General features: G+C 73.2%; 12 protein-coding genes. 5 read left to right on the forward strand and 7 right to left on the reverse strand.

Annotated features, from left to right (window positions below; all coding sequences use genetic code 11):
* Positions 1-7: 7 nt before the first annotated feature.
* From ACETWP_RS03760 to ACETWP_RS03770, 3 genes are all read right to left on the reverse strand, one after another.
* On the reverse strand, positions 8-1,384 hold the full coding sequence (locus ACETWP_RS03760; RefSeq protein ID WP_373970859.1) for a hypothetical protein: 1,377 nt from the start codon (positions 1,382-1,384) through the stop codon (positions 8-10).
* Between the two features lie 25 nt (positions 1,385-1,409).
* On the reverse strand, positions 1,410-2,876 hold the full coding sequence (cls, locus tag ACETWP_RS03765; RefSeq protein WP_373970860.1) for a cardiolipin synthase: 1,467 nt from the start codon (positions 2,874-2,876) through the stop codon (positions 1,410-1,412).
* A gap of 190 nt (positions 2,877-3,066) precedes the next feature.
* A complete protein-coding gene (locus tag ACETWP_RS03770) occupies positions 3,067-3,612 on the reverse strand; it encodes a hypothetical protein (RefSeq protein ID WP_373970861.1) in 546 nt (181 codons plus the stop codon).
* 326 nt (positions 3,613-3,938) lie between these two features.
* Here ACETWP_RS03770 and ACETWP_RS03775 point away from each other — a divergent pair, with 326 nt between their 5' ends.
* On the forward strand, positions 3,939-5,027 hold the full coding sequence (locus tag ACETWP_RS03775) for a carboxylate-amine ligase (RefSeq protein ID WP_373970862.1): 1,089 nt from the start codon (positions 3,939-3,941) through the stop codon (positions 5,025-5,027).
* Between the two features lie 125 nt (positions 5,028-5,152).
* On the forward strand, positions 5,153-6,145 hold the full coding sequence (locus ACETWP_RS03780; RefSeq protein ID WP_373970863.1) for an aldo/keto reductase: 993 nt from the start codon (positions 5,153-5,155) through the stop codon (positions 6,143-6,145).
* Between the two features lie 61 nt (positions 6,146-6,206).
* On the opposite strand, the gene ACETWP_RS03785 is transcribed toward ACETWP_RS03780, so the two are convergent.
* Positions 6,207-7,100, reverse strand: a complete 894-nt coding sequence (locus ACETWP_RS03785; RefSeq protein ID WP_373970864.1) for an FHA domain-containing protein — start codon at positions 7,098-7,100, stop codon at positions 6,207-6,209.
* Positions 7,101-7,104: 4 nt separating this feature from the next.
* Complete coding sequence (locus ACETWP_RS03790; RefSeq protein ID WP_373970865.1) at positions 7,105-7,365, reverse strand: hypothetical protein; 261 nt, start codon at positions 7,363-7,365, stop codon at positions 7,105-7,107.
* A 285-nt stretch (positions 7,366-7,650) separates the two neighbouring features.
* On the opposite strand from ACETWP_RS03790, the gene ACETWP_RS03795 reads away from it, so the two are divergent.
* The 3 genes from ACETWP_RS03795 (at position 7,651) to ACETWP_RS03805 (ending at position 10,464) form a co-directional block, all read left to right on the forward strand.
* Positions 7,651-8,277, forward strand: coding sequence for a TetR/AcrR family transcriptional regulator (locus ACETWP_RS03795; protein ID WP_373970866.1), 627 nt, complete (start codon positions 7,651-7,653; stop codon positions 8,275-8,277).
* The gene (locus ACETWP_RS03800) at positions 8,274-10,052 is read left to right on the forward strand and encodes an MDR family MFS transporter (protein ID WP_373970867.1); all 1,779 of its coding nucleotides are present in this window, start codon (positions 8,274-8,276) and stop codon (positions 10,050-10,052) included. Before ACETWP_RS03795 ends, ACETWP_RS03800 begins: the two co-directional genes overlap by 4 nt.
* 79 nt (positions 10,053-10,131) lie before the next feature.
* The gene (locus ACETWP_RS03805) at positions 10,132-10,464 is read left to right on the forward strand and encodes a bifunctional 3-phenylpropionate/cinnamic acid dioxygenase ferredoxin subunit (protein ID WP_373970868.1); all 333 of its coding nucleotides are present in this window, start codon (positions 10,132-10,134) and stop codon (positions 10,462-10,464) included.
* 64 nt (positions 10,465-10,528) lie between these two features.
* Here ACETWP_RS03805 and ACETWP_RS03810 read toward each other — a convergent pair whose 3' ends face one another.
* A complete protein-coding gene (locus tag ACETWP_RS03810) occupies positions 10,529-11,473 on the reverse strand; it encodes a hypothetical protein (RefSeq protein ID WP_373970869.1) in 945 nt (314 codons plus the stop codon).
* A 9-nt stretch (positions 11,474-11,482) separates the two neighbouring features.
* On the reverse strand, positions 11,483-12,418 hold the full coding sequence (locus ACETWP_RS03815) for an NAD(P)H-binding protein (RefSeq protein WP_373970870.1): 936 nt from the start codon (positions 12,416-12,418) through the stop codon (positions 11,483-11,485).
* Between the last annotated feature and the right edge of the window lie 46 nt (positions 12,419-12,464).

The raw sequence follows: 12,464 nt of genomic DNA on the forward strand, positions 1-12,464 counted from the left end.
CGCCGCCTCAGCTCCCCGGTCGTCCAGACGCGGGCTCGGCATCCCCCGTGCGCAGGGTGGCGGGACGGCCCAGGAGTTCGACCGCGAGGACCGCCAACCCGGTGGCGGCCGCCGTCCACAGGGCCACGGCCACCGTGGGCTGTTGCCAGAAGATCAGGACCAGCGCGGCGGAGCAGACGAGCGCCGCCTGGATGATCCGCCGGTACCGCGTCAGCCAGAGCCGCCACGGCCTGTCCTCCGTTCCCGCGAGGAGGCTCGCCACGCCGTCGCGGGCCCGCGACAGTCCCTGCCGGACCAGGCCGGCCGTCGCCGAGCGGCCGAACAGGAACGCGGCCACGGCGACCAGCAGCCCGGCCACGAACAGCGCCCTGACGATCGCGCGCAGCGGCACCAGGAACGCGTCGACCAGGCTCTCGGCCGCCGACGGCGACAGGCCCTCCGGTGGCAGGCCGTCCAGGTACAGGCCGCGCCCGACGGCCAGCGCGAGCGCCAGCAGCGCCATGGCCACCGCGAGGCCGAGCCCGACGGAGCCGACGGCGCGCAGCCGCCGGCCCCTCGGGGCCACGGCCACGGTGGCGACCGCAGCCGCGACCGCCAGCCAGCCCACTAGCGGGGCCACGCGGTCCAGCAGGTTGATGGTCTCCTTCGCCCGGACGAGTTCGGGCGACTGGAAGATCGTGATCCGGGTGTCGACGTCCGGGATCCTCGCGGCGATCCCCAGCCCCGCCTCCACCAGCCGGTCCTTGACCCGCGCGATGATCTCTTGGGACGAAATCGTCACGGTCCCGGCGTCGTCGATGCCGACCACGCCGCCCGTCTCTCCCTCGACATAGCGGACCATGGCCTCGTGGGACGCCCGGTTGAGCTGGATCCACAGGTCTTCGAACCGCGGCGACGCCACGAAGCGCGACACCGCGTCGTGCGTCAAGGCCTCGGCCCGCTCAGCGGCGACCGGGGCCAGCGACGTGATGACGGGGGCCAGGCGGGGCGTGGAGCGGGTGAGTTCCGTCAGCGCGTCGCGCGTGATGCCCTCCACGTCCACCAGCCCGGAGATCTGCTCGGTCACCTGCTCGGTGATTTCCGCCTGGATGGCGGGATCGGCGGCCAGCGGCGCGACGGTGGCGAGGTAGCGGTCCGTGTCGAGCAGCTCGGTTCGGAGGAACAGGGCCGGCACCGCGACGAAGACCAGGGCCGCCGTGAGGACCGCGAGGAGCACTGCGGCGATCCAGCGAGCCCTCCGCGACCCCCGCCCCGCGGACGGCGCTGCCGCGGCGTCCCGCGCCTCCTCCCGCTCGCGCCGCAGCAGGGCGACCTCCGCCCGCAAACGCGCGACTTCGTCCTGAGGCGTGCCAGCGTGTTCGTTCGGCTGGTCGGTGGGGGCCATGGGTCATCCCTTCCTGGGCGGTGGCCTACTGGAGCGAGGAGGTCAGGCGCGCGAGGTTGTCGAACACCTTCTGCCGGAGCGGGCGCCGCAGCCAGTCCTCGAGCCGCAACTCGCGGCTGTTCGCGCGGTACCCGTCTTCGACCTCGCGCATCGCCGCGACGAGCCGGCGCCCGTGGACCAGCACGGAGACCTCCATGTTGAGGCTGAAGGAACGCAGGTCCATGTTGCTGGATCCGATGACCGCCACGTCGTCGTCGATGGTGAAGTGCTTGGCGTGCAGCACCTGCGGGGCGCGGTACAGGAAGATCCTCACTCCCGCCCGCAGCAGCGCCTCGTAGTACGAGCGCTGGGCGTGGAAGACGAGCGGCTGGTCGCCGACCTCGGAGACGAACAGCTCGACGCGCAGCCCGCGGGAGGCCGCCGTGACGATGGCCAGGAGGATGGACTCGTCCGGGACGAAGTACGGGCTGGTGATGCTGACGCGCTGTTCGGCCTTGTAGATCAGGGTCGTGTAGAGCTTCAGGTTGTTGTCGTTGTCGAAGCTCGGACCGCTGGGGACGACCTGGGCGTCGATCAGCCCCGGGTCCGTGCCGAGGACCACGGGGGAGGTGTCCAGCGGCAGCAGGACGTCGGTCTCGCTGTACCAGTCCGCGGCGAAGACGGCGTCGAGCTCGCGCACGACTGGTCCCTCGAGGCGAATCATCAACTCGTGCCAGGTCAACCCGCGCTTGATGTTGGAGCGCTTGTTGTAGGAGGCGTCGATGAGGTTCTGCGACCCGGTGTAGGCCACGCGCCCGTCGACGACGACGATCTTGCGGTGGTTGCGCATGTCCGGGCGCTGCCACTGGCCCTTCAGCGGCCGCAGTGGCAGCATCGCGTGCCATTCGGCACCCAGCTCGCGCAGGCGTTCCCTGGTTCCCTCCCGGTTCGAGTCCAGGAGGCCGGCCAGGTGGTCGGAGAGGACCCGCACCGCGACCCCGCGCTCCACGGCCCGGCCCAGGGCGTCCATGAAGGGCGCGGTCGAGGGGTCCAGGACCAGGATGTAGAACTCGACGTGCACGTAATCGGTCGCGGTGTCGATGTCCCGGATCATGCTCTCGAAGCTGCCGGTGTAGTCCTCCAGGAGCAGCGCCGCGTTGCCTCCGACCATCGGCAGCGAACCCAGCCGCCGGTTCAGCTCCGCCGCCGAGCGGAGCCAGGGAGGCCACTCGTCGGCGTGGCTCACGAGCGAGAGCCCCGGAGTGCGCTCGAGCGCACGCGCGTCGACGAAGCGCTGTTTCTCCCGCCGCTCCCGGGGGAGTCTGCCGATGCCGACGAACAGGAAGGCGACGGCACCGACGAAGGGGATGAACAGGATGGCCAAGACCCAGGCGATGGCGGCGGACGGCCGGCGGTTCGCGGACACCATCACGATCGCGATCAGGGACAGGGTCAGGTGCGCCAGGAGCAGAAGCAGCGCGACCAGGTCCGCGTTCTGCAGGGCGTCGCGCATCCCGCTACCGGGCGGTCCGGGAAGCGGGCCCGCGGCGGCCGCCCGGAGGAGCTCCGTGCGCCGCGGCCACGGGCGCGGCCGGCTGGTGTGTCATGGGCTTCCTCCCCCTCCGGCGGACCGTCTGGTGGGCTACAGCGTGGCACACCTCGCCCCGTTCGACCATCATCCGCAACGGGTGAGCCTGCGGCGCCTACGCGGGTCGGCAGCCCGGGGGTTCGGAGTTGCCGCTCAGCGTGAACGCGTCGCACGTCAGGAAGGCGTCGTGGTTGACGCCGAGCAGGTAGGAGACGACGGCGATGGCGGCCACGGAGGCGGCCACCACCAGGCGCCGCCGCAGGGGCAGGTCGTGGCCGAACTCGGGCCAGATGATGCGGGCCAGCACCCAGATCGTGGCGGGAATCCCGAGCACGGCCACGCTGCCCCCGAGGACGTCGATGACGAGGTTCAGGGAGTCGTCCCCGGGGTCGACGGCGATCGCGAGCACCAGCCACAGCGAGGGCAGCAGCAGGGCGGCCGCGCGCCCGAGGCGGTTCCGGTCCTCGTGGTGGCGGAAGATGACGACGATGAGGGCGGCCGTGGCGGCGGCCCACACGGTGAGGATCTGGTCGAAGAAGAAGACGCCCCAGGCGCCCAGGGTGAACGCGGGCCACCAGACCGCCATGCTCATGCCCACGACCACCACGCCAGCCACGCGCGGTGGCGGGCTGGCGATCGGCTGGTCCGGGCCCAGGGACATCGGCACACTGTAGCATTCCCTCGACCCCGGGGATACGCCGCGGTCCTGCCCGGAGATTGCCCGGCATTCCTCCGTGCCCGGGCCCCCCGGGGGACGGCGGCGACGGTGTTGAGTTTGGCCGGAATCACCTGCAGAATGAGCCGCAGATGCCGATAAACGCATCCGCGCGAGGTGCGCGGATCCACGAGATCGGCTGGAGAATCCACGAGCGGCCGCCGGTGCGGCTGTCCGCGGCGCTGTCGCCGGGGCGCTGTCGTCGGGGCGCGGGGGCCTGGTCCCATCGTCGACGGGCGGGACCGGTAGCCCGTCCTACGGAAGGTCGGCGCATGACCAGATTCGGCATCGAGGAGGAGTTCCTGCTCGTGGACGCGGCGACGGGGTTGCCCGCCGTTCCCGGCGAGAGCGAGATCGAGGCACTGTGCGGGATCGAGGGCGGGGGCAGCCGGACGCACCAGGAGCTGCTGACCTGCCAGGTGGAGAGCGCCAGCCCCGTCCTGGAGGATGCCGAGCAGGCGCTGGCCTCGCTGCGCGGGTACCGGCGCGCACTCGAGCCGGGGGCGGTCGCGCTCGGATTCCGGGGCCTGGGGATCGGCGCGGCGCCGCTGGCGCCCGAGTGGCCGGCCCCGGCGACCAACACCCCGCGCTACCGTGGCATCGAGGCGCTGGCCGCCGGCATCGTGGGCGACCAGTACGTCAGCGGCCTGCACGTGCACGTGGAGGTGCCGGACCGCGAGGCCGGGGTGCGGGCGCTGAACTCCCTGCGTCCCTGGATCCCGCTTCTTGTGGCGATCGGCGGCAACTCGCCGTTGTGGCGGGGGCGCGACACCGGTTTCGCCAGCTGGCGCACCATCCACTACCGCCGCTGGTCGGTGCAAGGCATCCCGCCGCTCTTCGCGGGGGCGGACGACTACGACACGCGGCTGGAGCGCATGCTGGCCACCGACACGGTGCTGGACACCGGCTATCTCGCGTGGACGGCCCGGCTCTCCAGCCGCTACCCGACCGTCGAGGTCCGTGCCGCGGACACGCAGCTCGAGGCGCGCGACGCGGTCCTGATCGCCCTGATGGTCCGCGCGCTGGTCCGTGCGGAACTGGAGGACCCGGCGGTGCCCGACCCGGGCGCCGCGGGGCCCGAACTGCTGGACGTCGCGTTGTGGCAGGCGGCCCAGGCCGGGCTTGACGGGCGGCTCCTGGATCCGCGCGACGGCGCGTCACGTCCGGCCGGGGACGTGCTGGCGGCGCTGCTGCGCAGGATCGGCCCGTTCCTGCGGATCCACGGGGACACGGAGTTCGTCGACAGCGGCCTGCGCCGGCTGGAACGGGAGGGCGCCGGCGCCCGGCGGCAGCGCGATGTCCTGGCCTCCGGGGGAGTGTCCGGACTGATCGCCTACGCCGCGGCGGCACTGCCGCGGTAGCCGCCGGCGCGGCGTCCGGCCCGCCGGTCGCGGCCCACCGGTCGCGGCGCACGGTCGCGGCACGCGGTCGCGCGACCGGCGTCGTAGGCTGGGTGGATCCCCACAGCCCCCACCGAAGGACGCGCATGACGAACGACGACGGATCCCGCCTCATCTTCGGCTGCATGGGCCTCGGCGGCGACTGGGGCACCGGACCGCTCGAGGCCGCGGACGTGGCGGCCGCCCACGCCGCGGTCGACGCCGCGCTCGAGGCGGGGATCACGGACTTCGACCACGCCGACATCTACACCCGGGGCAAGGCGGAGGAGGCGTTCGGCCGGGTCCTCGCCGAGCGTCCCGGACTCCGCGCGGGCATTCGCCTGCAGACCAAGTGCGGGATCGTGCTGGCTGGCGACGGGCGCGAGGCTCGCTACGACTCCTCGGGCGGCTCGATCCGCGCCCGGGTCGAGGAGAGCCTGCGGCGGCTGGGCACCGACCGCATCGACACGCTGCTCATTCACCGCCCGGACCCGCTGGCGACCGCCGCGGAGATCGCCGGCGCCTTCACCCGGCTGCGCGACGAGGGTAAGGTGCGCCGGCTCGGTGTTTCCAACATGTCCGCGCAGCAGATGCGGCACCTCGTGGCCGAGCTGGACGAGCCGCTCGCGGTGAACCAGTTGGAGATGAGCCTGCACCGCCGCGACTGGCTGGAGTCCGGCGTGCTGGTCAACCATCCCGAGGGAGCGGCCATCTCCTTCCCCCGCGGCACGCTGGAGCACTGCGCACGCGAGGGCGTCGAGCTGCAGGCCTGGGGCTCGCTGGCCCAGGGCCGCTACAGCGGCAGGCCCGCGGCGTCCGACGGCGGCGCGGGGCGCACGGAGACCGACGGCGCGCCGGTCGACACCGACGCGGAGGCCGCGCGGCGGGTCGCCGAGCTCGCCGAGGAGAAGCGCTGCTCCCGAGAGGCGGTGGTCCTCGGATGGCTCATGCGCCATCCCGCCCGGATCCGCCCGGTCGTCGGCACCTCAAACCCGGCGCGTATCGCGGCGTGCGCGGACGCGGGCCGGGTGGCCGCGGAGCTGACCGGCGACGAGTGGTACTCGCTGTGGGTGGCGGCGCGCGGCCGACCCCTGCCGTAGCCGGGCGCGCGCACCTAGTGCCGGCGCGGGGCGAACCCCTGCCGTAGCCGGGCGCGCGCACCTAGTGCCGGCGCGGGTCGCCCACCCCGTACGTCGCGTCGCGCTCGACCGCGCCCTTCCGTGAGTCGTACTGCGGGCGCTGGTAGGCGAACTCGCCGCCCTGGCGTCCGCCGTACGGGCGGCCGTGGTCGGCGTACTCCTCGCGGACGTACACGAGGCGCCAGTCGCCGATCGCCATCCGCGCGCCCGTGCGCAGCGTGTAGGAGGGCTCGGCTCCCAGGTTCGGGCTGCCGCCGACCGGCCCCTGCGCCGTGAGGACGTACTCGTCGTCGTCGGTGTGCGTGATGCTGGCGTGCGCGGGCAAGAGGCCCGCGAGGACGAGGTCCGCCTCCGGAGCCCCGCCGATCACGGTGGTCTCGCCCTTGAGGTCGAACACCGAGGCGGGCTGGCCGTCCCACGTCTCGCTGTCCCGGACGAACAGCAGGCGCGGCCGCCCGCCCCCGCGCGTGTAGTGGGTGGTGGTCGGCCGCATGCGGTAGCGGCGCTGGAACGTCGGCGAGAGCGGGAACGGCGTCCCAGGCGGCACCAGGCTGGGCGTCGTCCCACCCTTCGCGCCGCGGAGCAGCGAGGACCACGCGCTGACCTGTCCCGGTTTGATGTGGGCGGATCTGGTCACGAGCCGGTGGGCCGCCGACGCCTTGACGGCGCCGAAGCTCACGATGGTGCCCTCGGGCGATGCCAGAGACACGCTGACGCCGTGCTCGTTGAGCGTTTTGGCGAACTCCCGGATGGCGTCCATTCCCGCGCGGGGTCCGACGCGGAAGAAGTCGGCGTTGTCGGCGCGGACGACGATCTCCCGCCCCGCGGCGGTGATGGTGCCGTTGATGGTGGTTCCCTCGCGGTTCGGCCCGCCCGGATCGCTGACCGAGAACGCGATGTCTATGTCCAGGCGCACGGGGTCATCGCTGTCCGCGCAGGGGATCGGAACCCGGGGCCTCGTTGTCGCTGGTGGTCACGCGCAGGGTCCCGTCGAACTTCCACGTGGCCCGCGGCGCGTCGGGGCCGATGTCGCGGGGCACCTCGACGGTCATGTCGACGAGCGTGTAGTTCACCGCGGCGCCGCGGCCGGTCAGATAGGACCAGAGCTGCTGGCCGAGATCCGACCAGTCGCTGATCTGCGAGGTGTCGGGGGTCTGGGGGCGGGTGGCTTCTTGGCTCACGGGGTGCACTCCTCTTCGGGGCCGCTGCGCGGCGGGCGGGATCTGCGGCCGCTCCGTCCGGGCTCGGCGGCGACGTGCCGTCATGCCCGGCCAGCGGCCGTGGTTCCACGATAGTGAAGTTCCGCGGCGAGTGATAGGGGTCACTCGCACGCCGCTCCGCGGCGCTCTCCGCCCGCCGAGGCGACCGCCCCGCAGTGACTCCGCTGGGCCGTCACCGCGGTGGCGCGACGAGCATCACTCTAAATGCGCTGGTGCAAAGTTTGCACTCGCGCATATAGTGTACCTATGCAAGATCTTCCCCTCAGCCTGCGCGAGCGCAACCGCATCGACACCTGGACCGCCGTCCACGAGACCGCGTCGAGCCTGGCGCTCGAGGAGGGGCTGTCCAGCGCCACGATCGAGGCGATCGCCGCCCGCTCCGGCATTTCGAAGCGGACGTTCTTCAACTACTTCCCCACCAAGGAGGACGCGGTCCTCGGCACGCGCGCCCCGACGCTTCCGGACGAGCTGCTGGAACGCTTCCGGACCAGCGGCGACGACCTGCTGACCCGGACGGTGCGCCTCCTCACGGGCGTCCTCGGGACCAGCTTCCACGGGGGCGCGGGCTACGAGCGGCGCCGCGCGGTGGTCCGCGCCCACCCCGAGCTGCGCGCGCGCATCATGCAGCACATCGACGCCTCCGAGCAGCTGGTGGACTCCGTCCTTAACGACCGGCTCGGCGCGGCAGACGCGGCCGCCGCCGTCGAGCAGCTCCCGGACGCCGTCGATTCGCCCCGGGCGCTCCTCATGCTCGCGGGCACCATCACCCGGTTCGCGTACTCGCGCAACCCCGAGGCAACGGCCGTCGACGTCGGCGGCAACATCGAAGAGTCCGTCAACATCTTCCGAGAGGTCGTCAAGGCAACCCTATGAACCCCACACCACCCACCGCGGAGGAAAGGCGGCGCCACGACAAGCGCAACCTGACCCTGCTCTTCGCCGGCCTCATGGTCACCATGCTGCTGGCTTCGCTGAACCAGACCGTCCTGTCCAGCGCGCTGCCCACCATCGTCGGCGAGCTCAACGGCGTCGAGCACATGGCGTGGATCATCACGGCGTTCATCCTCGCGTCCACCGTCATGATGCCCGTCTACGGCAAGCTCGGCGACCTGTTCGGGCGCAAGCCCCTGCTGATCTTCGCGATCTCCGTCTTCATGGCCGGCTCCGTCGTCGGCGCGCTCGCCGGGGACATGCCCACCCTCATCGTCGCCCGCGTGATCCAGGGGCTCGGCGGCGGTGGCCTGATGATCCTCTCCCAGGCGATCATCGCCGACGTGGTCCCCGCACGCGACCGAGGCAAGTACATGGGCATCATGGGCGGGGTCTTCGCCTTCTCCTCCGTCGCGGGACCGCTCATCGGCGGCGGCCTGACCGAGGGTCCCGGCTGGCGCTGGACCTTCTGGATCAACGTCCCGCTGGCCGTGCTGGCCATTCTGGCGGCCGTCTTCCTGCTGCACATCCCGAAACGGCGCACGGGCCCGCGCCCCAAGATCGACTACGCGGGCATGATGCTCATCGCCGTCGCGACCACCGCCCTGGTGCTCGTCGGCACGTGGGGCGGGGCGACCTACGCCTGGGGCTCCCCGGTGATCCTCGGCCTGGCCGCCACCGCGGTCGCCGCCGCCGTCGTGTTCGTCGTCGTCGAGTCCCGGGTCCCGGAGCCCGTGATGCCGCTGATGCTCTTCCGGGACCGCAACTTCAACCTCACCACCGCGTCGGCGCTGCTGACCGGCATCGCGATGTTCGGCGCGATCGGCTACATGCCGACGTACCTGCAGATGGTGACGGGCTACGGCGCCACCGAGTCCGGCCTCCTGATGATCCCGATGATGGGCAGCCTGCTGGTCGCGTCCGTCGTCGTCGGGCGGCAGGTGTCCAAGACCGGCCGCTACAAGGCCGTGATGATCGCGGGCACGGCCGTCGTCGCGGTGGCGCTGGTGCTGCTCTCCACGATCCACGCCGACTCGCCGGTCTACCTGATCTGCATCTACCTCGGCGTGATGGGTCTGGGTCTGGGCTCGAGCCTGCAGATGCTCACGCTGGTGGCGCAGAACTCCTTCCCGATCACCTTCGTCGGAACGGCGACCGCGGGGCAGAACTACTTCCGCCAGGTCGGCGCGACGCTCGGCTCCGCCGTGGTGGGAACGCTGTTCGCCAGCCGGCTCAAAGACCTGCTCGCGGAGCGCCTGCCGGCGGCCGGTGCCGCCGGCAACGGCAACTCGTTCACCCCCGCGCTGGTCTCCTCGCTGCCGGACCCGATCCGCAACGTTGTCGTCGAGTCCTACAACGAGGCGCTTGTGCCGCTGTTCCTGTGGATGGTCCCGCTCGCGGTGCTCTCCGCGGTGGCCCTGCTCTTCGTCGTCGAGAAGCCGCTGGCGACGAAGATCGAGCGCGAGCTTCCGGCGGAGTCGCTCGCCGAGGGCGCACTGTCCCCGAGCGATCCGGCGCACGGCACGCCCGCGCACGGCAGGCCCGCGCTCGGCACGCCCACGCAGGGCACGCCCGCGGACTGGGATGCGGCCGCGGATGCCGATGCGGGCGCGGACGCCGACGCGGATCCCGTGGGGGACACCCGGGTCGGCGCGGCGGCGCGCGAAGAGGTCGCGGCCGGGTGTGGGGACGGGCATGGACGCCGCTCCCCGCGGTAGCCGGGACCGCGCCGGTTAGGCGGATCGCGTCCGGAAGGTGTGGGATGGATACGGAGAAGCCAACACGAGGAGCGCCGCAATGAGCGAATCAGTCAACGTCGGATCCGTCGACGACATCCCGGAGGGCGAGGCGCGCGTCGTCGACGCCGCCGAGACCGGAACCGGCGAGGACATCGCGGTGTTCCACGCCGAGGACGGCAATTTCTACGCCCTCGACGACGAGTGCACCCACGAAACGGCGTCGCTGGCCGAGGGATGGATCGAGGGCACGGAGGTGGAGTGCCCGGTGCATGCCGCCAAGTTCTGCCTGAAGGACGGCGCGGCCCTGTGCCTGCCGGCCACGCGGGATGCGCGCACGCACAAGGTGGAGGTCGTCGACGGACGCATCCTCCTCTACCCCGGCGCGCGCTAGCCGCCGTTCCCCCAGCCGCCGTTTCCCCGGCCGGCGATGCGCCCGGCGGCGAACGCCCGCCCGGTCAGCCTGCGAAGCGCCCGATGGCCGCCTCCGTGCCCAGTTCGGGCCGGTCGCCCGGGTGGGCCGCGTAGTGCCGCAGCGCGGCCAGGAGCCGGTTGGGGTCGCAGGACAGGTACTGGACGGGGATGACCACGGGACGCGGCGCGCGGTGGCCGTCCGGGCCGCCGCCATCCATGCGGGTGCGCGCGTCCGAACCGCCGCCGTTCGCGCCGGTCGGACCGCCGGGTGGTCCGCCGTCCGCTCCGCCGTCGTCCGGCGCGCCGCCCGAAACCGGCCCGTGACCCGGGCGCAGGCGCACGACGATGAGCGACGGGCCGCGGCGCCCCAGCGGCGCGCGGCCGGGCGGGTTCTCCGCCGACACGGCCGCGACGTCTCCCCAGAAGAACTCCCGCGTGCCCTGGGGGCCCAGGACGACGACGCGGCTGCGCGTCAGGTACACCCCGGGAGGTTGGTCCGCCGACGCGGTGCGGAGCAGGCGGATCCCCTCGTGCAGGACGAACACGCCGACCACGAGCAGTCCGGCCGACGAGGCCAGCGTGGCGAAGCGGCTGGGTTCCGTGTGGAGCAGGAGGTAGCGCGCCGTCAGCGCGATGGCCGCGACGAGGGTGACCACCCCGAGGCCGGCGGTCAGGGAGCCGAAGGCCACCGACACCGGGGCCATCGCGAAGCGGGTGGCCGCGCGGTCTCCGGTGGAGGTCTCCACGGCGAGGTTCGCGGGCGGGTCGGTGCGCGCCCCGCGCCGGAACTCGCGGACGATCGCGACGGCCGCACCGACGGCCAGGGCCAGCAGGGGCGCCGCGAACAGCCACCGGCCGAGCGCCGCGGAGGCGACGGCCAGCCCCAGCAGGAACGCCGCGAGCACCATCGCCGGCAGCAGGTGGTGGGCCAGCTTCCACCCGCGGTGGCGCGGAGCCCAGACGGGACGGGGCGGCTCGGGCAAGGGCATGCGGCCAGCCTAGCGGCGGGCGGGGCCGCCCGGGAGCAGGCCGAGGGTCCGGGCGAGGGGCCGCGCGGGCCGTCCGAGCAGGGTCGCGACATCGCCGGTGACCTCGGCGAGGTCGCCGGAGGCAATGGCCGTGTAGGTGCTGACCCATGCGTCGACCTGCCACGGCGGGGCGCCGTAGGCCGCGCGCGAGGCGTAGGCCTCCGCCGTCGTCTCGTCGCGGAACACCGCGGGCCGGCCCGTGGCCGCGGCGATCTCCGCGGCGGCCTCGGCCAGGGTGAAGGCCTCGGGCCCCGTCAGCGCGTAGGTGCGGCCGGCGTGGGCGGCAGCCCGCCCCGCGGCCAGGGCCGCCGCCGTGTCCAGCAGCACGACGGCGGCGCACGCCGCGACGTCGTCCCGGGCCACCGCCGACACCCGTCCGGTGCCGGCGGGCCCGCGCAGCGCGCCGTCCTCGCCGACGAAGAGCGGGAAGACGTCCTGGTAGAAGTTGTCGCGCAGGATCGTCCAGCCCATGCCGGAGGCCTTCAGGTGCTCCTCGGTGTGGAAGTGGTCGCGGGCCAGCGTGAAGACGGCGTCCGGCGCCGCGCCGAAGAACGAGGTGTAGACCACGTGCCGGACGCCGGCCCTGGCGGCCGCGTCGATGAAGGTCCGGTGCTCGTCCAGCCGGCCGGCGGTCTCCGCGGCCGAGACCATCAGGAGCACGCCGGCTCCGCGCAGCGCCCGCTCGGCCGCGCCGGCGTCGCCGTAGCGCGCGGTGTCCCATCCGACCTCGTGGCCGGAGGCCGCCGCGCCCCCGCGGAGCGCCTCGGCCGCGGCGCGGGTCCGCGCGGCGTCGCGGCCCAGCAGGCGCAGCGGAACCCGGCCCGCGAGCGCGCGGGCGGCACCGGAGCCGACCTCGCCGGTGGCCCCGGCGACGGCGACGGGGGAAGGGGGCGGGGGAGTGGTCATGCGTCCACGGTACGCGCGGCCGCCGGGCTTACGATGGGCTCACCAT

Source organism: Arthrobacter halodurans, assembly GCF_041877255.1.
In the GTDB taxonomy this organism is placed as follows: domain Bacteria; phylum Actinomycetota; class Actinomycetes; order Actinomycetales; family Micrococcaceae; genus Arthrobacter_N; species Arthrobacter_N halodurans.